Below are 22,147 nucleotides of genomic sequence, written 5' to 3' on the forward strand. Positions count from 1 at the left end.
ACGACCATGGCCCGCCCCGACCTGCACGACCGCATCCAGGCCCAGCGCAAGCTCCGCGACGCGCAGGGCCGCATCCGCGTGCGCCGCACGGTGACCCGTCGCGACGGCGTGCGGCTGGAGATCGACGGCCAATGGCTCACCGGCTTCTGCAGCAATGACTACCTGGGGCTGTCGCAACAGTTCGGGGTGGTCAGCGCACTGCAGGACGCCGCCGCGCGCGACGGCGCCGGTGCCACCGCCTCGCACCTGATCTGCGGCCACCATGCGCTGCATGACGCGCTGGAGCGGGAAATGGCCGAGTGGCTCGGCTACCCGCGCGCCCTGCTGTTCGGCAGCGGCTTTGCCGCCAACCTGGCGGTGCAACAGGCATTGCTCAGCGAAGAAGACGATGTGTGCGTGCAGGACCGGCTCAACCACGCCAGCCTGCTCGACGCCACGCGCCTGGCCGGCTGCCGGCTGCGCCGCTACCCGCACCTGGACACCGAAGGCGCACTGCGCCAGTTGAAGCACGCGCCCGACGGCGCGGCGATGCTGGTCACCGATGGCGTGTTCAGCATGGACGGTGACATCGCCCCGCTGCGCTCGCTGTCGCTGGTGGCGCGCATGCAGGAAGCGCTGTTGTACGTGGACGACGCGCATGGCATCGGCGTGGTCGGCGAACATGGCCGCGGCTGCGTGGCCGATGCCGGGCTGGGCGTGGCCGACGTGCCGCTGCAGCTGGCCACCCTGGGCAAGGCGCTGGGCGGCAGTGGCGCGGTGGTGCTGGGCGATGACGCCCTGATCCAGCACCTGGCCGAAACCGCACGCCCGTACATCTACACCACGGCAGTGTCGCCGGCACAGGCGGCCGCATCGCTGGCCGCGGTGAAACTGGCCCGGCGTGACGACTGGCGACGCGAAAAACTCGGCGAGCTGATCGCCGTGTTCCGTGCCGGTGCGCGCCAGCACGGGTTGGAACTGATGCCGTCGGATACGCCGATCCAGCCATTGCTGTGCGGCGCCGAGTCCACCGTGATGGCGTTGTCGGCCGCACTGGAAGCCTCCGGCTTCCTGGTCAGCGCTATCCGTCCGCCCACCGTGCCCGAAGGGAAGGCGCGCCTGCGCGTGACCTTGTCGGCACTGCACACGCCGGCGCAGGTGCGCGCGCTTACCGACGCGATCGGGCATGCGCGCGACACCGTGCTGCGCCAGCAGTCGCTGGATGCACTGAGCGCGTGAGCCCGGTGCTGTGAGCCTGCATATCGAGGTGGTCGGCAGCGGGCCGGCGCTGGTGCTCATCCATGGCTGGGCACTGCATGGGGGCGTGTTCGCGCCGCTGGTGGACCGCCTAGCCGCGCAGTACCAGCTGCACCTGGTGGACCTGCCCGGCCATGGCTTCAGCCACGACGATGCCACGCCGCTGCGGCTGCCCCACGTGGTCAACGCCATCGCCGCCGCCACGCCACCGGCCGTATGGTGCGGGTGGTCGCTGGGTGGGCTGTTCGCCCTGCATGCCGCCGCCACGCTGCCGCAGGTGCGCGCGGTGGTGATGATCGCCGCCACCCCGCGTTTCGTGCGCGGCGACGACTGGCCGCACGCGGTGGAACCGGCGGTGTTCGAACAGTTCGGACAGGACCTGGCGCAGGACTACCGCGGCAGCCTGGAGCGTTTCCTGGCCCTGGATGCGATGGGCTCCGAACATGCCCGGCAGGAACTGCGCACCCTGCGCGAGATGCTCATCGCGCGCGGTGAACCGGCCGCGCGTGCGCTGCAGGAAGGGCTGCGCCTGCTCGAGAACAGCGATCTGCGCGGCGCCCTGGCCGGGCTGGGCAAGCCCAGCCTGTGGCTGGCCGGCGCGCGCGACCGGCTGGTGTCCGCGCGCGCCATGCAGGCCGCTGCCACGTTGGCGCCGGGCGCGCAGGCGCATGTGATCGCCCAGGGTGGCCATGCGCCGTTCCTGGGCCACACCGACGCGGTGGCCACGCAGCTGCAACACTTCGTTGCCGGCCTTCCCTGACCCATCCACCGCGCGCATCGCCGATCATGTACGCCCATCTTTCACTGCAGGAGTGACCCATGGATCTTGGAATCGCCGGTCGCTGGGCGCTGGTCTGTGCCGCCAGCAAGGGCCTGGGCCTGGGCTGCGCCCGTGCACTGGTGCGCGAGGGCGTGAACGTCGTGGTGGCCGCACGCGGTGAAGACGCGCTCGACCGCGCGGTGCTGGAACTGCAGGCGCTGCCCGGCGCGCGCAAGGTGGTCGGCGTGGTCGCCGACATCACCACCGTGGCCGGCCGCGATGCGGCCCTGGCCGCCTGCCCGCAGGTCGACATCCTGGTCAACAACGCCGGCGGCCCGCCCGCCGGGGATTTCCGCCAGTTCACCCGCGACGACTGGATCGCCGCGCTGGATGCCAACATGCTGGCCCCGATCGAACTGATCCGCGCCACCGTGGATGGCATGATCGAGCGCGGCTTCGGCCGCGTGGTCAACATCACCTCCTCCTCGGTGAAGGCGCCCATCGACATCCTGGGGCTGTCCAACGGCGCGCGCTCGGGGCTCACCGGCTTCGTCGCCGGCCTGGCCCGCAAGACCGTGGCCCACAACGTCACCCTCAACAACCTGCTGCCCGGTCAGTTCGACACCGACCGCCTGCGCGGCAACTTCGCCTACCTGGCCCAGCAGCAGGGCATCGACGCCGGCCAGATCGCCGAGCGCAAGCGCACCCACATCCCGGCCGGTCGCTTCGGCACCGCCGATGAGTTCGGCGCCGCCTGCGCCTTCCTGTGCAGCGCGCACGCCGGCTACATCACCGGGCAGAACCTGCTGATCGACGGCGGCGCCTACCCGGGCACGTTCTGACCTTCGCACCCTTGTTTTCGCAGTGAGCCTTCCATGACGTCCAGCTTCGATCCCCGCCACGTCCGCCGCGCGTTCTCGCGTGCCGCCGCCAGCTACGACGCCGCCGCCGCGCTGCAGCGCGAGGTGGAAAAACGCCTGCTGGAATCGCTGGACTACCTGGAAGACCGCCAGCCGCAGGTCGTGCTGGACGTGGGCAGCGGCACCGGCCACGCCACCGCGGCGATGAAGAAGCGCTGGCCCAAGGCGCAGGTGATCGCACTGGACCTGGCCGAACCGATGCTGCGCGAGGCCAAGAAGCAGGCCGGCTGGTGGAAGCCGTTCACCCGTGTGTGCGCCGATGCGCAGGCGCTGCCGTTGCTGGACCAGAGCGTGGATGTGATCTACAGCAACCTGTGCCTGCAGTGGGTCGAGGACCTGCCGGCGGTGTTCGCCGGGTTCCGCCGCGTGCTCAAGCCGGGTGGGCTGCTGCTGTGCTCCACCTTCGGCCCGGAAACGCTGATCGAACTGCGCGACGCCTTCACCCAGGCCGACGCCGTGCCGCACGTGAGCCGCTTTGCGCCGATCGCGCAGTTCGGCGACGCGCTGATGATGGCCGGCTTCCGCGACCCGGTGCTGGACCGCGACCTGTTCACCCTCACCTACGACGACATGACCGCGCTGATGCGCGAGCTGCAGGCCATCGGTGCCACCAACGCGCGCCATGACCGCCGCCACACGCTCACCGGCCGCGGCCGCTTCGCCGCCGCCCGCGCCGCCTACGAGCCGCTGCGCCGCGAAGACGGCAAGCTGCCCAGCAGCTGGGAAGTGATCTACGCCCACGCCTGGGCCCCCGAAGCCGGCGCCCCGATCCGCGAACAGGGCCACGACGTGGCCAGCGTGCCGGTATCGGCCATCCCGATCCGCCGCAGAACGCCGTAGAGCGGGGCTCTGCCCCGCTGCGACATACCATCAGCGGGGCAGAGCCCCGCTCTACGTCGCTGCGACATACCATCAGCGGGGCAGAGCCCCGCTCTACGCCGCTGCGACATACCATCAGCAGGGCAGAGCCCCGCGCTACGCCGGGAACAGGTCCCGGTGGAAGAAATAGATCTCCTGCACCAGGAATTTCCAGCTGGTGTGGAAGCTGCGGAAGCGCGTGCTCGGGGTGGACGAGGCCAGCGCATCGATGCCCAGCTCGCGCGCCAGCCGCAGCGCGCGCGCCATGTGCAGCGGGTCGCTGACGATGATCACCCGGTGCAGCTTGCGCTGCTGCATCAACCGCCGCGCCTCGATCAGGTTCTGGCGGGTGGTGCGCGAGGCGGTCTCGATCAGGATCGCCTCGTCCGGAATGCCCTGCTTGAGCGCATAGCGGCGCGCCACCTGCGATTCGGAGAAGCGCGCGCCGGTACCGCCGTAGCCGCCGGTGAAGATCAGCAGCGGCGCATAGCCGGCCTCGTACAGATCCAGGCCATGCCGGATGCGTTCCTCAAACACCGGTGACGGCTTGGCGTCATACGCGGCCGCACCCAGCACGATGATCGCGTCGGCCTTGGCCGCCTGGTCGCGCTCGCCCACCCACACGATCCACGCGGTGACGCCCAGCAGCCAGGCCACCAGCAGAATGCACAGCCGCCACACCCACCCCAGCAGCCCGACCCCGGCACGGCGGCTCATGCGCGCGCCCAGGGCAAGGCATCCAGGTCGACATTGCCGCCCGACAGCACCACGCCCACCCGCTGCCCGGCAAACCGCTCCGGTGCGGCGAGGATGGCCGCCAGCGCGATCGCCGACGACGGCTCCACCACCTGCTTGAGCACCTGCCAGAGCAGGCGCATGGCCGCCACGGTGGCGGTATCGGCCACGGTGATGACCTCGGCCGCGCCGTGCAGCAGCGCGAAGTTCGGTGCACCCAGGGTGGTGCGCAGGCCATCGCACAGCGTGTCCGGGGTGAAATCGATGCGGCGTTCGCCGGCCGCCAGCGAGCGCGCGGTATCGGCGGCGCCCTCCGGCTCGGCCAGCACCAGCCGGGTCTGCGGTGCCAGCGCCTGCAACGCCAGCCGCGTGCCCGACGCCAGCCCACCGCCCCCCACCGGCACCACCAGTACGTCGAACGGGCCGTGGCTGCGCAGCAGCTCCAGCGCCGCCGTGCCCTGCCCGGCAATGACCCGCGGGTCGGCATAGGGGTGCACCAGGCTGGCGCCGGTCTGGGCCTGCACCTGCGCGCACATGGCTTCACGTGCGGCGATGCTGGCTTCGCAGCGCCACACCGTGGCGCCGTGCCGGGCAATGTTGGCCAGCTTGGCGCCTACCGCGCCCTGCGGCACCACCACGTTGCAGGCGATGCCCCGGGTCCGTGCGGCCAGCGCCAACGCGGCACCGTGGTTGCCCGAGGAATGGGTGACCACCCCGCGCGCGGCTTGGTCCGGGTCCAGCGACCACACCGCGTTGCAGGCCCCCCGGAACTTGAAGGCCCCGCCGCGCTGCAGGTGCTCGGCCTTGAACAGCAGCGACGCCCCTGCCAACCCGTCCAGCGCGCGCGAATGCAGCACCGGGGTCACGCTGGCATGCGGGGCAATGCGTGCGGCGGCCGCCAGCAGGTCGTCGACACAGGGCAAGGGTGAATCGCTCATGACGCAAGATTAACGTATGGCCCCGGTTCGCACCGCCCCGGCTGAACGTGACACGATGGCAATCATTCAGCGGATCGGGCCGGAGTTAAGGGCCGATTCAATGCGCCGGGCCGAAGCTGGCCGCATACCCTCGGGGGGAACCCATCATGAAAATGCGCCTGATGTTCGCCGGTGGCCTGCTGTTGGCCCTGTCCGGCTGCGCCACCTACGACTATGTCGGCGGTGGTGCCGGCAGCGGCTACTACCACGGCGCGCCGTCGGTGGAGTACCGCTATCCCTATGGGTACCCGTCCGGTTACGGCCCCGGCTACTACGGTGGCGGGTATTACGGGGGTGGCTATGGCTACGGCAACCCGTATTACCGCCCGTATCCGAACTATCGCCCCCCGCACAACCACCGCCCGCCGCCGCGTCCGGGCAACGGTGGCAATCCGCCGGTCCGGCCGGATCGTCCGGATCGCCCGCGCCCGTCGTACAACGGCGGGTCGCCGTGGCGGAACATGGATTCGCTGGGCGGGCGGCAGCAACAGCAGCGTCCGCAGCAGCAGCGCCCCTCGGCGCCGCCGCAGGCCCGTCCTGCGCAGGCACCGCGCCCGGCGCAGCGGATGAACGGTTCCCCGTGGCGGAACATGAACAATTTGAACCAGCGCACAGTTGAGCCCTGACCCGTCTTGATTTTCACCACCCACCCGGTTCAATCTAGGCGGGTGGTGACGGGCTCGGTCGCAAAGTGACAAAAGCGACACAGCACGTCACATCCAGCTCTATGTCGATATCCGCCGGGATTCTCTGGATCCCCCCTGTTCCGGCCCTGTCGGATGTCGGCACCTACAACGCAGAAGGCCCCGCCATGGCGGGGCCTTCTGTTTTTGGATCGTGACATGGGCTGAAAAAACAGGGCCGGCAGTCCCCCGACTGCCGGCCCTTCTGCTTCCCCTGGTTGCGCATGGACCGGCCCCTGTTCCAATTCCGGTCCGTAGCGCCAAACGGCGCCTGCCAGCCTGGGTGCTATTGGGTTATCTGCAGAAAACGTGCCAACTTGAGGGTTGATTTCAGCGACAGGCCCGATTGGCGCTAAAATCACCACCCACGCCCTGCTTCCAGGGCCGTTCCGGGCCTCCCGCGCCCCCGAGCCCCATCGAAATGACCGACTCCTTCTACCGTTACGACGTCATCGTCATCGGCGGCGGCCACGCCGGCACCGAAGCTGCGCTGGCGGCTGCACGCAGCGGCGCACGCACCCTGCTGCTGACCCACAACGTGGAAACCATCGGCGCGATGAGCTGCAACCCGGCCATCGGCGGGATCGGCAAGGGCCACCTGGTGAAGGAGATCGACGCCCTGGGCGGGGCCATGGCGCATGCCGCCGACCGCGCCGGCATCCAGTGGCGCACCCTCAATGCCTCCAAGGGCCCGGCCGTGCGCGCCACCCGCTGCCAGGCCGACCGCAACCTGTACCGCATGGCGATCCGCCAGATCGTGGAGGCCCAGCCGAACCTGACCGTGTTCCAGGCAGCGGTGGACGACCTGGTGATCGACGGCGACACCGTGCGCGGGGCGATCACCCAGACCGGGCTGACCTTCCATGCCCCGGCCGTGGTGCTCACCGCGGGCACCTTCCTGGCCGGCAAGATCCACGTGGGCCAGACCCAGTACGCCGCCGGCCGCATGGGCGACCCGCCGGCCACCACGCTGGCCGCCCGCCTGCGCGAGCGCCCGTTCGTGATCGACCGCCTGAAGACCGGCACCCCGCCGCGCATCGACGGCCGTTCGCTGGACTACCGCGTGATGGACGAGCAGCCCGGCGACGACCCGCGCCCGGTGATGTCCTTCCTGGGCAACCCGGCCGAGCACCCGGCCCAGGTGAGCTGCTGGATCACCCACACCAGCGAGCGCACCCACGACATCATCCGCAGCGCCCTGCACCGCTCGCCGCTGTACAGCGGCCAGATCGAAGGCATCGGCCCGCGTTACTGCCCGTCGATCGAAGACAAGGTGGTGCGCTTCGCCGAGAAGGCCAGCCACCAGATCTTCGTCGAGCCCGAAGGGCTGGACGTGGTGGAGATCTACCCCAACGGCATTTCCACCTCGCTGCCGTTCGACGTGCAGCTGGCGCTGGTGCGCAGCATCACCGGTTTCGAGAACGCACACATCACCCGCCCCGGCTACGCGATCGAGTACGACTTCTTCGACCCGCGCGGGCTGGACAACACCCTGCAGACCAAGAGCGTGTCCGGGTTGTTCTTCGCCGGTCAGATCAACGGCACCACCGGTTATGAAGAAGCCGCCGCGCAGGGCCTGCTGGCCGGCATCAACGCCGCCCGCCACGTGCGCGAACAGGCCGGCTGGTGCCCGCGCCGCGACGAGGCGTACCTGGGCGTGCTGGTCGACGACCTGATCACCCACGGCACCACCGAGCCGTACCGCATGTTCACCAGCCGCGCCGAGTACCGCCTGCAGCTGCGCGAGGACAACGCCGACGTGCGCCTGACCGGCACCGGCCGCGAACTGGGCCTGGTGGATGACCGCCGCTGGGCCGCGTTCCAGACCAAGCAGGAGGCGGTGGCCACGGAATCGGCGCGCCTGCGCGCGCTCTGGGCCACGCCCGGCAACGCATTGGGCCGCGAAGTGGAAGCCACCCTGGGCGTGGCGGTCAGCCGCGAAACCAACGTGCTGGACCTGATCAAGCGCCCCGAACTGGACTACGCCCAGCTCATGCAGGTGCCGTCGCTGGGCCCGGCGGTGGCCGACCCGAAGGTGGCCGAGCAGGTCGAGATCGGCGTGAAGTACGCCGGCTACCTGGACCGCCAGCGCGACGAGATCGCCCGCCAGCAGCGCCACGAGAACACCGCCATCGCCAGCGACTTCGACTACGCCGGCGTGCGCGGCTTGTCGGCCGAAGTGCAGCAGAAGCTCGAGCGCGTGCGCCCGCAGACCATCGGCCAGGCCCAGCGCATCCCCGGCATGACCCCGGCGGCGATCTCGCTGCTGCTGGTTCACCTGGAACGCGCGCGCCGCATCCGCGCCGCGTAACACGCCACCCGCCGGGTAGAGCCGACCGTTGGTCGGCTGCACACCCTCCGCCGGTGGCATTCCGGCAGCCGACCAACGGTCGGCTCTACCGGCGGTGGCATTCCGGCAGCCGACCAACGGTCGGCTCTACCCGGCTCTGGTGTGCGTGCCATCGGCGGGCGGCGGGCGCCCCCGCGTTATCATCGCGGGCCGGGACAACGCTGCAGGCGACGTCCCAGCCCCTGCGTTGCCGGAGTTTGCACATGTCCCCGATCCGTCCCTTCCTCGACACGCTCCCCGTCCTTGGCGAGCGCTGCTACATCGACCCGGCCTGCACCATCATCGGTGACGTGGTCCTGGGCGATGACGTGTCGGTCTGGCCCGGCACGGTGATCCGCGGCGACGTCAACCATGTCCGGATCGGCGCGCGCAGCAACATCCAGGACGGCACCATCATCCATGTCAGCCACCATAGCCCGTACAACATGGAAGGCTTCCCGACGCTGATCGGCGAGGGGGTGACCGTGGGCCATGGCACCATCATCCATGCCTGCACCATCGGCGATTACAGCCTGATCGGCATGGGCGCCTGCATCCTCGACGGGGCACGGGTGGAGCAGCACGGCTTCGTCGGCGCCGGTGCCGTGGTGGGCCCGGGCAAGGTGGTGGGCGAAGGCGAACTGTGGGTGGGCAACCCGGCGCGCCTGGTGCGCACGCTGACCAGCAAGCAGATCGAATCGCTGCACTACTCGGCCGACCACTACGTACGGCTCAAGGACAAGTACCTGGGCTGATCCCGGTCGCGGCGGTCGCATCCGCCACCACCCCACCCAGGGTGCTGGGCATCGGCACGGCCGCACGGTAAAGTCCACAGCCGACCAGGAAGCAGTCGAGAACCGCATGCCCCCGCTGGCAGCAGACCGGAGAGGATTCCGGCACATCGTTTCCGGCCCCGTGCGCGCATGAGCGCGACGATGCTGGACACCTACCGTGAAGTGATCACGCCCGAAGGCGTGCCGCTGCACCTGCCGGCCGCCGGTCCGGTGCCGCGCGCGCTGGCGTGGGCCATCGATTTCACCCTCCGCGTCGGCGCGTTGATGCTGCTGAGCATTCCGCTGGCCTTCCTCGGCGAGTTCGGCCAAGGCCTCTACCTGGCGCTGATGTTCCTGCTGATGTGGGCTTACACCATCGTGCAGGAAGCGCTGTGGGGCCGCACCGTGGGCAAGCGCGTGCTGGGCCTGCGCGTGGTCGCGCGCGACGGCGCACCGATCGGCTGGATGGCCGCCATCACCCGCAACCTGCTGCGCACCGTGGACATGCTGCCGTTCGGCTATGCGCTGGGCCTGCTGTCGAGCCTGTTCGATGCGCACGGACGCCGCCTGGGCGACCTGGTGGCCGGCACCGTGGTGATCCACGACAGCGCCCGGCCAGTGCTGGGCAGCGTGGCCATCGACACCGTCCTGGCCCCACCGCACCCGTTGCAGCCGGCCGAACAGGCCGCCGTGGTCGCCTTCGCCGAACGTGCCGCGCGGCTGTCCGCGCCGCGCCAGCAGGAACTGGCCGGCATCGTGGCCCCGCTCAGCGGCGGCGGTGGCCAGGTGGGCGTGCTGCGCCTGTATGCGATGGCCAACTGGCTGCTGGGGCGCCGATGAGGCAGGAACAATTCGTCGCCCGCTACCAGCACGAATGGCAGGCGCTGGAGCACTGGCTGGCCACGCGCGGCGACAACCCGCGCAGTGGGCGCGGGCAACCGGCGGCTGACGGGCTCAATGATGAGGACATTCCGCAGCACTACCGGCGCCTGTGCCAGCAGTTGGCGCTGGCCCGCAAGCGCGGCTACAGCCCGCAGCTGGTGGCGCGCCTGCAGCAGCTGATGCAGCAGGGCCATCGCCTGCTTTACCGCACCCCACCGCCCCGCTGGCGGCGTGCGCTGGAATTCCTGTTCGCGGATTTTCCACAGCTGGTGCGCAGCCAGGCACGCAGCATGTGGGTGGCCACCGCGCTGTTCGTGGTGCCGCTGGTGGGCACCTTCGCGCTGGTGCAGTGGTACCCGCAGTTCATCCACCTGCTGATGGACAACGCCCAGATCGCCGCGATGGAGCGCATGTACGATCCGGCCGCGCCGCACCTGGGGCGCGACAGCGGCACCGACTGGATGATGTTCGGCTACTACATCATGAACAACATCAGCATCGGCCTGCGCACCTTCGCCAGTGGCCTGCTGGCCGGCGTGGGCACGGTGCTGATCCTGCTGTTCAACGGCCTCACCATCGGCGCGGTGGCCGGCCATCTGCAGCACGTCGGCCATGGCGACCCGTTCTGGCGCTTCGTGGTCGGGCACGGTGCGTTCGAGCTGACCGCGATCGTGATCGCCGGAGGCGCCGGCCTGCAGCTGGGCATGAAACTGCTGGCGCCGGGGCGCAGGCGCCGCGTCGACGCGTTGATCGAAGGCGGCGTGATCGGCGCACGGTTGTGCCTGGGCGTGGCGGCAATGCTGCTGGTGGCCGCGTTCATCGAAGCGTTCTGGTCCTCGATCGCCGGAATACCCGCGTGGGGCAAGTTCGCCGTGGCCGCCGTGCTGTGGAGCGCGGTGTTCGCCTGGTTGTGGCGTGGCGGGCGCGGGAGCGGTCATGCGCATTGACCAGCTCGACGTGGTGCTGCGCGCGCGCAGTGGCTGGGAAGCGGTGGAACTGGGCACGGCGCTGGTGCGTCGGCACGCACGCGCGATCTGGGCGCCGATCCTGCTGCTGGGCCTGCCGGTGTTCGCGCTGGTCAACGCACTGGCGTGGTGGGCCGATGCATTCGGCTGGGCGTGGCTGCTGATGTGGTGGCTCAAGCCGGTGTTCGACCGGCTGGCCCTGTACGTCATCTCGCGCAGCATCTTCGGCGATGAGCCCGGTGCCCTGCAGACCCTGCGCGCACAGCGCCAGTGGGGCTGGACCGGGTTCTGGGGCTACCTGGGCTGGCGCCGTTTCAGCCCGCTGCGCGCGTTGTTGATGCCGGTGAACCTGCTGGAAGGCAACCTGCCCGAACACCGCGGCGCGCGCCGCCGCGCCGTTGCCGGGGGTGCGTTCGGACACGCCGTATTGCTCGCCGCCACCTGCATGGCCTTCGAGCTGGTCCTGGTGGTCGGCTGCATCGCCGCGGTCTTCCTGTTCGTGCCGTTCGAGCTGCTGTCCGACTCGTGGCGCGCGGCGTGGGCGATGGTGCGCGACGACCCCCCGGCCTGGGCCCTGCTCGGGCTCAACCTGGTGTGCTGGCTGTCGGCCACGTTGATTGGGCCGTTCTACACCGGGGCCGGCTTCGGGCTGTACTTGAACCGGCGCACCGAGATGGAAGCGTGGGACGTGGAGATCGCGTTCCGGCGCCTGCGCGACCGCCTGCAGCAGGCCGCACCGCTGCTCGTGCTTGCACTGGTTCTGGCATGGCCGGGCACGCCGTTGCACGCCCAGCCGGCCGACGCCGGTGCGCCCTCGCTGGAGCAGTTGCTGGACGACGCCGAAGCAGAGGCGGAGAAGGACACGCACGACGCCGAGCGGCCCACGGCCACGTTTGCCAACGATCCGGCCAATACTGCCGAAGGCATCTTCGGCAGCGATGCGGTGGACACCGCCGGCTTCCGCCAGGCGGTGCAGCGCGCCTATGAGGATCCGTTGCAAAGCCCCACCCGCCAGGTCAGCCGCTGGAAACGCACCGACCACGATGCCGCCGAGAAGGAAAAGAAAAAACCGGACGCCAAGGACACCGACACGGCGCGCAAGCCCAAGGGGCCGCTGCTGCCGGCGCAGATCGCCGAGTGGATGCTGTGGGGGCTGGTCGGCGTCCTGCTGGTGGTCCTGGCAGTCACCGCACCGCGCTGGCTGCGCTGGTTGCGCGGCGATGGCGCGCGGCGCCGTGCCACGGTGTCGGCGGTGGTCGAAGATGACATCAGCGTGCCGCAGGAGGTCCCACCGGACGCGGCAGCGCGCGCACGCGCCCTGTGGCAACAGGGACGGCCGCGCCAGGCCTTGGCGCTGCTGTACCGCGCCAGTGTGGAATCGATGAGCGAACGGGCGCAGATGGCGCTGCCGCCCGGCGCCACCGAGGCGCAGTGCCTGCGCGTATCGCGGCGCATGCCCGACGCGGCCGATCGCAGCCTGTTCGCGCGTGTCGTCCGCGTGTGGCAGTACGCCGCCTATGCCGGCCGGCTGCCCGACGATGAGGCGTTCGAGAGCCTGGCCAGCACCCTGCAGCAGCAGTTCCGGTGGCGCGGATGAGCGTCCGCCTGCGCTGGCTGTTGGTGGTGATGGGGCTGCTCGCGATCGGCGTGCCGCTGACGATCCTGTTCCTGCGCTCGCACGAGCGCATCACCGAAACCCAGCACCTGCCCCCGCAGGGCGAAGCCAGTTACAACCCGTTGTACGTGCTGGGGCAGGCATTGCGCGCCGATGGCATCGAGGTGCATTCGCAGCCGCGCGTGGACCTGACCACGATGGCGCTGCAACCGCACGACACCCTGGTGCTGCTGCAGGACAGCGCGCTGCTGCCCGCCCACACCGCCAAGGCGCTGCTGGACTGGGTGGCACGCGGTGGCCACCTGCTGGTGCGCACGCCGCCGATCACCGGCGACGATCTGCTCGAGCGCAATGGCCCGTTGCTGGACGCACTGGGCGTGGACGGCATCGATATGGAGGCCGGCTGCCAGCCCTTCCACGTGCGCGATGACCCGCAGCACGTGGAGTTCTGCGGCGGCCGCCGCTTCAGCGTGGCACCGCCGCCGGGCGTCACGCTGGAGCGCAGCTGGGGCGAGCAGGACGAAGACAGCGAGGCCTACGGGCTGGTGTTCGCCCGCCTGCGCCACGGCCAGGGCAGCGTGGACGTGCTGGCTGATATGGACTTCATGCAGGGCCGTGGTCGCCCTGCCCCGGCCGACGCTCCCGGTGCCAAGCCGGGCGACTTCGTCGATGGCCTGCACGACAGGGCACACCGCGACCTCACCCGCTACCTGCTGGCCCCGCGCTATGGCCAGGGCACGATGTGGCTGGTGTACGGCTCGCGCCCGCCCTCGCTGTGGCACCGGATCTTCTACCAGGGCTGGCCGGTCTGGGTACCGCTGCTGCTGGCCCTGCTGGCCTGGCTGTGGCAGCGCGCGCAGCGCATGGGCAGCCTGTTGCCGTCGCCGGCGATCGAGCGCCGCTCGCTGCTGGAACACGTGCGCGCCAGTGGCGAGCACCTGCTGCGGTATGGCAAGGCTCCGCTGTTGTACGACGCGGTACGCCGCGCGTTCCTGGCACGGTTGCGGCGGCGGGCACCGACAGCCGCCGCGCTCACCGGCGAGGCACAGGTACAGGCCATCGCCACGTTGCTGCAGTGGCCCCACACCCGCGTGCAGACTGCCCTGCACGTTCCTGCTTCCCACGACCTCACCGCGCTGCGCGAGCGCATCCGCCTGCTGATCCAGATGAGAAACCTGCTATGACCGAGTCCATCCAGCCGCCGCCGCTGTCCCCGCCCGACCCCAGCCCGGCCCCGGCCGCCCTGTCCGGCCCCAGCCTGGTTGAACGCGTCGATGCCGTGCGCGATGCGGTCGGCCGCGCGTTCATCGGCCAACCGGAGGTGCTCGACCAGATCCTGATCGCGCTGCTGGCCGGTGGCCACGTGCTGATCGAAGGCGTGCCCGGGCTGGGCAAGACCCTGCTGGTGCGGGCATTGGCCCAGGCGCTGGAGCTGGACTACGGCCGCGTGCAGTTCACCCCCGACCTGATGCCCAGCGACGTCAGCGGGCACGCGGTGTACGACCCCAAGTCGGAGAGCTTCAAGATCCGCCGCGGCCCGGTGTTCACCAACCTGCTGCTGGCCGATGAAATCAACCGCGCTCCCGCCAAGACCCAGTCGGCGCTGCTGGAAGTGATGCAGGAAGGCCAGGTCACCATCGAAGGCAAGGCGTTCGCGCTGACCCCGCCGTTCCTGGCACTGGCCACGCAGAACCCGGTGGAGCAGGAAGGCACCTACCCGCTGCCCGAAGCGCAGCTGGACCGTTTCCTGCTCAAGGTGCTGATCGACTACCCGCAGCTGGAAGACGAGAAGCGCATGGTCGATGCGATCACCACCGGCCGCAGCGCGGCCGACTTCGACCTGTCGCAGGTGCCGCGCGTGCTCACCGCCGCCGAGGTGGTGGCATTGCAGCAGGCCACCGCCGCGATCACCGTGGACCCCGAAGTGATCGACTACGCGGTGCGGATCGTGGCCGCTACGCGCCAGTGGCCGGGCATCGCGCTGGGCGCGGGCCCGCGTGGCAGCATTGCGCTGGTCCGTGCCGCGCGCGCGCAGGCGGTGCTGGCCGGTCGGGATTTCGTCACCCCCGATGACGTGCGCGACATCGCCAAGCCGGCGCTGCGCCACCGCATCGCGCTGGCCCCGGAACTGCAGATCGAAGGGCAAAGTGCCGACGACGCGCTTGAAGCGTTGCTGGCCAAGGTGGAAGCACCGCGCAAATGAGGTCCTGCCGCGCCATTGACGCCTGGACGCTGCGCCGATGAGGCCAGCGCCGTTGCTGCTGGTGTTGCTGCTGGCCTGGAGCCTGCTCGGGCTGCCGGTGGCGTTCGGGCTGTGGCCGCGCTGGAGTTGGGCCGCCGCGGGCGGCGCGATCGCGCTGCTGGCGCTGGTGGACCTGCTGCGGCTGTGGCGGCAGCCCTCGCCCAGCATCCAGCGCGACATGCCCGAGGCACTGGCACTGAACGTGGCGCGTCCGGTCACGCTGCGGCTGGAATCGAGCCTGCACCAGCGCGTGGAGGTGTTCGACCTGGCGCCGGGCCAATGGACGGTGCAGGGTCTGCCGCGCCGGCTCACGCTCAAGCCGATGGTGGCCAGCAGTTTCCAGTACACGGCCACCCCCACCGCACGCGGTCGCTTCGACCTGGACGGTGTGCACCTGCGCGTGCAGGCACCGTGGCGGCTGTGGCGTCAGCGGCGTACCGTGCCACCCGCACTGAGCGTGCGGGTGTACCCCAACTTCGCCCCGCTGACCCGCTTTGCGTTGTTCAGTGCCGAACAGGCCTCGCGGCTGGTCGGCGCACACCTGAAGCGTCGCCGTGGCGAAGGCACCGATTTCCACCAGATGCGCGAGTACCGCATCGGTGACAGCCTGCGCCAGATCGACTGGAAGGCGACGTCGCGCGCGCGCAAGTTGATTTCGCGCGAGTACCAGGACGAGAAGAACCAGCAGCTGATGCTGATGATCGACACCGGCCGGCGGATGATGGCCAGCGAAGGCGGGCTGTCGCACTTCGACCACGTACTCAACGCATCGCTGGTGGTGTCCTACCTGGCGCTGCGCCAGGGCGACGGCGTGGGCCTGTTTGCCAGCGGCGGCGACAGCCGCTGGGTGGCACCGCAGCGCGGCATGGGCGCGATCGATGCACTGCTGCGCGCCAGTTACGACCTGCAGGCGCGACCGGTCGCCACCGATTACCTGGCGGCCGCCACCGAGCTCACCCTGCGCCAACGGCGGCGCTCGCTGGTGATGCTGGTCACCAACGTGCGCGACGAAGACATCGAAGACCTGCTCGCCGCGGTGCGCCTGCTGCAGCGCCAGCACCTGGTATGCGTGGCCAGCCTGCGCGAGCGCGAGCTGGACGACGCGCTGGACCAGCCGGTGGACACCCTGCAGGACGCCACCCAGGCCGGTGCGATCGCCCGTTACCTGCAGCAGCGCAGCGACGCGCATGAGGCCCTGCGCAGCCATCGGGTGATGGTGCTGGACGTCACCGCCGATGCGTTGCCGGGCGCGCTGGTGGAGCGGTATCTGGCGGTCAAGCGCGACGGGTTGTTGTAACCCGCGCGTACGTCGCCCCGGTGGGGGACCTACCGGGCCTTGGCCATCAAGCGGGTGGTGGCCTTGCGCAGCAGCGCGCGGTTGCGCGCCAGCTTCATCCACTGCGGCAGGCGCGAGAACATGGAGCCGTTGGACACGCCGGCGCGTTCGCGCAGCGGCGCGTCGGCATAGTCGTGCAGGGCCTGCAGGTGCGCTGCGTTGTAGGCCCACAGCACGCCAGCGGCGGTCTTCTCGACGAGCAGCAACGGCAGGCCGAAGTGCGGGTCCAGCGCGTCGGCGCCGCGAGCCTGCATCACACGCACCGTGACATCGCTGCTGCGTCCACACTGGGCGCAGGTGGCGGCCAGGGTACGCAGCGCCGGGGAGGCCACCGCGCGCGTCGCATCCGCGCTTACCCACTGATGCCCGCAATAGCCGCAGGGCCGGCGACCGCTGTAGCGCACCGGCCCGACCCAGTCACCCCGGCCGCAGCGGGCGCAACCGCAGCCACCGTCCAGCGCCACGCTGCAGTGCAGGCAGCGGAAGCGGGGCCGGTTGTCGGGCGCAACTACCCAACCGGGCGCAGCGCAGCGGTGGCAGCGCACGGCAATGCGGTCGGCATAGCGCCACAGCCGGTGGCCATCGTCCAGGTGGCGCCCGGCCAGCGCACCGGGTCGCAGGCTGCGGTTGCGTCGGATCGCCATCAGACGAAGATGCGCGTCGGCGCCTCATCGATGATCGCGTGCGGCACGAAACGCGCGCTGTCGCGGGTGATGCGGCTGCTGTCTTCGCGGATGCCCAGGCCGCAGGCCTGGTCGCCCACTACCCAGCTGCCCACCAGCGGGTAACCGCCGTCGAACGCGGTGAGCGGGTGCGCGGCCTGGCGGATTGCCGGGCCGGTGTACGGGCCTTCGCTCTCCTGCCAGCTGCCGTCGGCCAGGTGCATGGCCACGTTGGCACCTTCGCGCGAGAACAGCGGCTTGCGTACCCAGCCACGTGGCAGCGCGCTGCCATCGTCGAACTCGGCCGGCAGCAGGTTGGGATGGCCGCGGTGGCGCTGCCACAACAACGGCAGCACGCCCTTGTTGCTCAGGATCGCTTTCCACGCCGGTTCCAGCAGCTGCACGCCCGACCCGGGCAAGGCCTGGCCGAACGACTCGGTCATCAGGTCTTCCAGCGGGTACAGCTTGAACAGGCTGCCAATGACGGTGTCATCCATCGCGGTGAAGCGACCGTCTTCGGACAACCCGATGTCTTCGATCGCGATCGCCTCGCCGCGCAGGCCGGCCTGGGCCGCGCAATCGCGCAGATAGGCCACCGTGCCCTGGTCTTCCTCCGAGCTGCCCACCGCGCTGAAGTACAGCGGCGGCGGCAACTGCGCGGCCAGCTGTGCGAAGCGGTCCACCAGCGCTTCGTGGATCGCGTTGAACTGGTCGGCATGGGGCGGCAGGCGGTTCTGGTTGCGCTGGTCTTCCAGCCACTGCCACTGGAAGAACGAGGCCTCGAACAGCGACGTAGGCGTGTCGTAATTGAGTTCGTACAGCTTGGCCGGGCCCGTACCGTCGTAGGCAAAGTCCAGGCGGCCATACAGGTGCGGCTCGCCACGGCGCCAGCTGTCGGCGATCCAGTCGCGGAACGCTGGCGGAATGGCCAGCTGGTCCATCAGCTGTTCGCTGCCCACCACCTCGTCCACCAACCCCATCGCCATGGCATGCAGCTCGGCGCTGGGGTCTTCGATGTCCTGTTCGATCTGGCGCAGGGTGAAGGCGTAATACGCGGTTTCATCCCAGTACGGCAGGCCGTCGATGGTGTGGAAGCGGAAGCCGGATTCCTCGGCCCGGGCGCGCCACTGGCTGCGCTCGGCAATACGGACACGCTGCATCGATCAGCCGCCGACGCTGCTGCGGCCGCTGCTGGTGCTGCCGAAGCCACCGCGGCTGGCGGTGACGGCACGGTTCGGGGTGGCGTTGACCGGGGCCAGGCCGGCCTTGCCGGCGCCGATGCCGCTGGCGGTGTTCAAACCGCCGCTGCCACCCGGGGCCGGGCGCGCCCAGCCCTTGGCCTTGTCCTGGTAGGCCGGGCTGGCCGCCGGGGCCTGCGCCAGGCCGGCGCCACGGTTGCCAAGCATCTGCGACATGAAGAAGCCCATCATCATCGGGCCGATGAACGAGTGGCCGGTGGAGGTCTTCTGTTCCACGCACTGCTCGGCGTTGTACTCGGCTTCGCATTCGGCACGCGAGGCGTACTTGGGCGCCGCATCGGCCGACTGCTTCTGCGCCTGCGCAAACGCGGTGCGGCAGCTGGACGGGTCACCCGTGGCTTCGGTACAGGCCTCCACCGAGGTGTACAACCCTTCCTGCGTCTGGACGGCGGCGTCCTTCTGGCAGGCGGTGAACAGCAGCGGCGCGGCGCTCATCAACAGCAGCGCGGTGGTCCTGGAACGTTTCATGGCGTCATGCCCCCTAATGCGGTTATCTCCCCAATCATGCCTGATGGCGGCGAACAACCAAAACCGGCGAAGCCGGAAACATGAATGGCATTTCAGCATTCGCCCTGGAAACAGCGGGCGCAACGGTTGCAAACGCAACCGGAATTTTTCGGCAGAATCAAACTGAAACGCGCCCCCACGGCCCGCCAGATCCTGCCAGCCCCCATGCCTGAATACCGCTCCCGCACCTCCACCGCCGGCCGCAACATGGCCGGCGCCCGCGCCCTGTGGCGCGCCACCGGCATGACCGACGGCGACTTCCACAAGCCGATCATCGCCATCGCCAATTCATTCACCCAGTTCGTGCCCGGCCACGTGCACCTCAAGGACCTGGGGCAGCTGGTGGCGCGCGAGATCGAGCAGGTGGGCGGCGTGGCCAAGGAGTTCAACACCATCGCGGTGGATGACGGCATCGCCATGGGCCACGACGGCATGCTGTATTCGCTGCCCAGCCGCGAGATCATCGCCGACTCGGTGGAGTACATGGTCAACGCGCACTGCGCCGATGCGCTGGTGTGCATTTCCAACTGCGACAAGATCACTCCCGGCATGCTGATGGCCGCGTTGCGCCTGAACATCCCGGTGGTGTTCGTGTCCGGCGGACCGATGGAAGCCGGCAAGACCCGCTTGTCCGAGCACAAGCTGGACCTGGTGGACGCGATGGTGATCGCCGCCGACGAAAGCGCCAGCGACGAGAAAGTCGCCGAGTACGAACGCAGCGCCTGCCCCACCTGCGGGTCGTGTTCGGGCATGTTCACCGCCAACTCGATGAACTGCCTGACCGAAGCCCTGGGGCTGTCGCTGCCGGGCAACGGCTCCACCCTGGCCACCCACGCCGACCGCGAGCAGTTGTTCCGCCGCGCCGGGCGCCTGATCGTGGAGCTGTGCCACCGCTGGTACGGCGGCGAAGACGCCAACGCGCTGCCGCGCACCATCGCCAGCGTGGCCGCGTTCGAAAACGCGATGACCCTGGACATCGCCATGGGCGGGTCCACCAACACCATCCTGCACCTGCTGGCTGCCGCGCAGGAAGCGGAGGTCGACTTCGACCTGCAGGCCATCGACGCACTGTCGCGGCGCGTGCCGCAGCTGTGCAAGGTGGCCCCGAACACCCCGAAGTACCACATGGAAGACGTGCACCGCGCCGGTGGCGTGTACGGCATCCTGGGCGAACTGGCGCGCGGTGGGCTGCTGCATACCGACGTGCCCACCGTGCACAGCCGCAGCCTGGCCGACGCGATCGCCCGCTGGGATGTCGCCGTGAGCGAGGACGAGAAGGTGCACGACTTCTTCCGTGCCGGCCCGGCGGGCATTCCCACCCAGGTGGCCTTCAGCCAGGCCACGCGCTGGCCCACGCTGGACGTGGACCGCGCCGACGGCTGCATCCGCAGCGTCGCCCACGCCTACTCGGCCGAAGGCGGGCTGGCCGTGCTGCGCGGCAACCTGGCCGTGGACGGATGCGTGGTCAAGACCGCCGGCGTGGATGAGTCCATCCACGTCTTCGAAGGGCGCGCACGCGTGTTCGAAAGCCAGGACGCTGCGGTGGCCGGCATCCTCGCCGATCAGGTGGTGGCCGGCGACGTGGTGGTGATCCGCTATGAAGGCCCGAAGGGTGGCCCGGGCATGCAGGAAATGCTGTACCCGACCAGTTACCTGAAATCCAAGGGCCTGGGTAAACAGTGCGCACTGCTTACCGACGGGCGCTTTTCCGGGGGCACCTCCGGGCTGTCGATCGGCCACGCCTCGCCCGAAGCCGCCGCCGGCGGGGTGATCGGGCTGGTGCAGGAAGGCGACCGCATCCGCATCGACATCCCCGCGCGCCGCATCGACCTGCTGGTGGATGACGCCACGCTGGCCGCACGCCGCAGCGAGCAGGATGCGCTGGGCTGGACACCGCGCGAGGCGCGCCCGCGCAAGGTCACCGGTGCGCTGAAGGCCTACGCGCTGCTGGCGACGAGCGCGGACAAGGGCGCGGTGCGCGATTTGTCGAAGCTGTAACGTGGCTGGGGAGCCGGCCAGCGGCCGGCACTACCGAACCCGGCGGCGTGGCCAACGGTGACTTCGGCCCATGCGGGAACGGCGCGCAGCCTTCATACTGGGCGTCCTTCACACATGGACGTGACGATGCGGCTGAATCATTGCCTGGTGTTTCTTGCGCTGTCCTGCGCTTCCGGCCCGCTGCTGGCGGCCGAATGCACCTTGGCCAACCGCGACGCGGTGCTGGCCCTGCCCCTGCAGGTGTTCGACGGTGATCCGGAGGCGGGCTGGCGGCCGCTGGCCGACCGGCCCGGTTGCGTGCTGGAAACCGCGGAACTCATCGCCGACTACCGGCGCCAGCAGCCCGCTGTGGCGGGCGATCCCCCCTTGGTCTGGCGCGAGGCGCAGCTGCGCGCACTGGGCGGGGAACGCGACCCGGCCAGCGCGCTGATGCGCACCACCTACAAACCGGCACACGCCGATGTGGGCGGTTGGAATGCGTATGTGGACGCCACCATTGCCTTCCTGGACGACGACCTGCCGGCGTTGAAGCAGGCGCGTGCGCGGTTGGCCGCGCTGCCGCCGCCACCGGGCCGGGTGGTTCGCGACGGCAAGGTGCAGGTGGAGGCCGAACAGGTGCCCTGGCCGCCGCGGTTGCCGATGGTGGATGCGTTGGTGCGGTGCATGTACCAGCCGTATGCGTTGGCGTATGAGGCGTGTCCGGCGGCGTCGGAGTAAGTGGCGGCTTGACCCGATGCGCGCTGCTGGCAAACACTCCGGTGATGGTTCTGCACACGGAGGTGACGATGCGTACTGTTCGCTGTCTGCTTGCACTGGCCGTTTCGGCGGCTGCACTCCCCGCCCCTGCCGACGACTGCGTGGTTGACCGCGCCGCGCTGCTGGCGCTGTCGCCGGATCAGTTCGACCAGGACCTGGCCGGCGGCTGGCGTCCGATGGCGGAGAAACCGGCATGTCAGCTGCCCGCTGCCGACCTGATTGCCGCTTATCGTGCGCAGCCCAAGGCTGCAGGCAACACCACGTTGATCTGGCACGAAGCCCAGTTGCGCGCGCAGGCCGGGCAGGAGGCGCAGGCCGTGGCGTTGATGCGCCAGACCTACAGGCCCGCCCCGGATGCCGGCGGCTGGAACCCTTACGTGGATGCCAGCATCGCGCTCATCGAGAACAACAAGCCTGCGCTGGTCGCAGCCCGCGCAGCGCTGGCCGCCGTGCCCGCGCCACCGGAGGCGAAGGTCAAGGACGGGTTCTTTTCGTTCACCCTGCCCAGCGGCGAAACAATGAAGGTGGCCTGGCCGCCCAACCTCGACGTGGTGGATGCGTTTGTGCGCTGCTTCGGCCAGAGTTATCGCGATGCCATCGGGATGGCTTGCCGCACCCCAGGCAGGTAACACCGGGATGTGCGCCTGGGACATG

21 protein-coding genes are annotated in these 22,147 nt (G+C 69.8%); 16 read left to right on the forward strand and 5 right to left on the reverse strand.

Features of this window, described 5'->3' with window-relative positions; translation table 11 throughout:
- Positions 1-6: 6 nt before the first annotated feature.
- The 4 genes from bioF to bioC are packed head-to-tail and all read left to right on the forward strand — an operon-like array spanning position 7 to position 3,756.
- Positions 7-1,218 (forward strand): 8-amino-7-oxononanoate synthase, encoded by a 1,212-nt coding sequence (bioF, locus tag ABIA71_RS06120; protein WP_354283958.1) that lies wholly within the window; start codon positions 7-9, stop codon positions 1,216-1,218.
- 16 nt (positions 1,219-1,234) lie between these two features.
- A complete protein-coding gene (bioH, locus tag ABIA71_RS06125) occupies positions 1,235-1,996 on the forward strand; it encodes a pimeloyl-ACP methyl ester esterase BioH (RefSeq protein ID WP_354284071.1) in 762 nt (253 codons plus the stop codon).
- Between the two features lie 59 nt (positions 1,997-2,055).
- Positions 2,056-2,838 carry an SDR family oxidoreductase gene (locus ABIA71_RS06130; RefSeq protein WP_354283960.1) on the forward strand — a complete coding sequence of 261 codons (783 nt, stop codon included), beginning with the start codon at positions 2,056-2,058 and terminating at the stop codon, positions 2,836-2,838.
- 33 nt (positions 2,839-2,871) lie between these two features.
- Positions 2,872-3,756, forward strand: a complete 885-nt coding sequence (bioC, locus tag ABIA71_RS06135) for a malonyl-ACP O-methyltransferase BioC (RefSeq protein WP_128096273.1) — start codon at positions 2,872-2,874, stop codon at positions 3,754-3,756.
- A gap of 135 nt (positions 3,757-3,891) precedes the next feature.
- Here the strand turns inward: bioC and ABIA71_RS06140 are convergent, their stop codons facing one another.
- Both ABIA71_RS06140 and ABIA71_RS06145 read right to left on the reverse strand, forming a co-directional pair.
- Complete coding sequence (locus ABIA71_RS06140; protein ID WP_137190713.1) at positions 3,892-4,503, reverse strand: YdcF family protein; 612 nt, start codon at positions 4,501-4,503, stop codon at positions 3,892-3,894.
- Complete coding sequence (locus tag ABIA71_RS06145; RefSeq protein WP_354283962.1) at positions 4,488-5,447, reverse strand: pyridoxal-phosphate dependent enzyme; 960 nt, start codon at positions 5,445-5,447, stop codon at positions 4,488-4,490. Before ABIA71_RS06145 ends, ABIA71_RS06140 begins: the two co-directional genes overlap by 16 nt.
- A gap of 146 nt (positions 5,448-5,593) precedes the next feature.
- Here ABIA71_RS06145 and ABIA71_RS06150 point away from each other — a divergent pair, with 146 nt between their 5' ends.
- The 9 genes from ABIA71_RS06150 (at position 5,594) to ABIA71_RS06190 (ending at position 16,272) form a co-directional block, all read left to right on the forward strand.
- The gene (locus ABIA71_RS06150) at positions 5,594-6,112 is read left to right on the forward strand and encodes a hypothetical protein (RefSeq protein WP_354283964.1); all 519 of its coding nucleotides are present in this window, start codon (positions 5,594-5,596) and stop codon (positions 6,110-6,112) included.
- 478 nt (positions 6,113-6,590) lie between these two features.
- Positions 6,591-8,480 carry a tRNA uridine-5-carboxymethylaminomethyl(34) synthesis enzyme MnmG gene (mnmG, locus tag ABIA71_RS06155; protein ID WP_354283966.1) on the forward strand — a complete coding sequence of 630 codons (1,890 nt, stop codon included), beginning with the start codon at positions 6,591-6,593 and terminating at the stop codon, positions 8,478-8,480.
- Between the two features lie 242 nt (positions 8,481-8,722).
- Positions 8,723-9,253, forward strand: a complete 531-nt coding sequence (locus ABIA71_RS06160; protein WP_354283968.1) for a gamma carbonic anhydrase family protein — start codon at positions 8,723-8,725, stop codon at positions 9,251-9,253.
- Between the two features lie 168 nt (positions 9,254-9,421).
- Positions 9,422-10,111 (forward strand): RDD family protein, encoded by a 690-nt coding sequence (locus tag ABIA71_RS06165; RefSeq protein WP_354283970.1) that lies wholly within the window; start codon positions 9,422-9,424, stop codon positions 10,109-10,111.
- Positions 10,108-11,100, forward strand: a complete 993-nt coding sequence (locus tag ABIA71_RS06170; RefSeq protein ID WP_354283972.1) for a stage II sporulation protein M — start codon at positions 10,108-10,110, stop codon at positions 11,098-11,100. Before ABIA71_RS06165 ends, ABIA71_RS06170 begins: the two co-directional genes overlap by 4 nt.
- The gene (locus tag ABIA71_RS06175) at positions 11,090-12,715 is read left to right on the forward strand and encodes an MFS transporter (protein ID WP_354283974.1); all 1,626 of its coding nucleotides are present in this window, start codon (positions 11,090-11,092) and stop codon (positions 12,713-12,715) included. The genes ABIA71_RS06170 and ABIA71_RS06175 overlap by 11 nt, the downstream gene beginning before the upstream one ends.
- Positions 12,712-13,917, forward strand: coding sequence for a DUF4350 domain-containing protein (locus ABIA71_RS06180; protein WP_354283976.1), 1,206 nt, complete (start codon positions 12,712-12,714; stop codon positions 13,915-13,917). Before ABIA71_RS06175 ends, ABIA71_RS06180 begins: the two co-directional genes overlap by 4 nt.
- The gene (locus tag ABIA71_RS06185) at positions 13,914-14,936 is read left to right on the forward strand and encodes an AAA family ATPase (protein ID WP_051598689.1); all 1,023 of its coding nucleotides are present in this window, start codon (positions 13,914-13,916) and stop codon (positions 14,934-14,936) included. The genes ABIA71_RS06180 and ABIA71_RS06185 overlap by 4 nt, the downstream gene beginning before the upstream one ends.
- A 37-nt stretch (positions 14,937-14,973) precedes the next feature.
- The gene (locus ABIA71_RS06190) at positions 14,974-16,272 is read left to right on the forward strand and encodes a DUF58 domain-containing protein (RefSeq protein ID WP_354283978.1); all 1,299 of its coding nucleotides are present in this window, start codon (positions 14,974-14,976) and stop codon (positions 16,270-16,272) included.
- A 29-nt stretch (positions 16,273-16,301) separates the two neighbouring features.
- Here the strand turns inward: ABIA71_RS06190 and ABIA71_RS06195 are convergent, their stop codons facing one another.
- Genes ABIA71_RS06195 through ABIA71_RS06205 form a run of 3 tightly spaced genes read right to left on the reverse strand, consistent with a single transcriptional unit; the run spans position 16,302 to position 18,700 of the window.
- The gene (locus tag ABIA71_RS06195) at positions 16,302-16,955 is read right to left on the reverse strand and encodes a hypothetical protein (protein ID WP_354283980.1); all 654 of its coding nucleotides are present in this window, start codon (positions 16,953-16,955) and stop codon (positions 16,302-16,304) included.
- Entirely contained in the window at positions 16,955-18,133 is a 1,179-nt protein-coding gene (locus ABIA71_RS06200; RefSeq protein WP_354283982.1) for a glutathionylspermidine synthase family protein, read from the reverse strand. Before ABIA71_RS06200 ends, ABIA71_RS06195 begins: the two co-directional genes overlap by 1 nt.
- A 3-nt stretch (positions 18,134-18,136) precedes the next feature.
- Positions 18,137-18,700: a DUF1190 domain-containing protein gene (locus tag ABIA71_RS06205; RefSeq protein ID WP_128098219.1), complete on the reverse strand. Its 564-nt coding sequence runs from the start codon at positions 18,698-18,700 to the stop codon at positions 18,137-18,139.
- Between the two features lie 204 nt (positions 18,701-18,904).
- Between ABIA71_RS06205 and ilvD the strand changes: the two genes are divergently transcribed.
- The 3 genes from ilvD to ABIA71_RS06220 all read left to right on the forward strand — a co-directional run bounded on the left by ilvD (position 18,905) and on the right by ABIA71_RS06220 (position 22,122).
- A complete protein-coding gene (ilvD, locus tag ABIA71_RS06210) occupies positions 18,905-20,737 on the forward strand; it encodes a dihydroxy-acid dehydratase (protein WP_354283984.1) in 1,833 nt (610 codons plus the stop codon).
- Between the two features lie 126 nt (positions 20,738-20,863).
- Entirely contained in the window at positions 20,864-21,454 is a 591-nt protein-coding gene (locus tag ABIA71_RS06215) for a hypothetical protein (RefSeq protein WP_354283986.1), read from the forward strand.
- A gap of 8 nt (positions 21,455-21,462) precedes the next feature.
- On the forward strand, positions 21,463-22,122 hold the full coding sequence (locus tag ABIA71_RS06220; protein ID WP_354283988.1) for a hypothetical protein: 660 nt from the start codon (positions 21,463-21,465) through the stop codon (positions 22,120-22,122).
- Positions 22,123-22,147 lie beyond the last annotated feature (25 nt).

The organism is Stenotrophomonas sp. 2619, from assembly GCF_040548725.1.
Lineage (GTDB): Bacteria > Pseudomonadota > Gammaproteobacteria > Xanthomonadales > Xanthomonadaceae > Stenotrophomonas > Stenotrophomonas maltophilia_AP.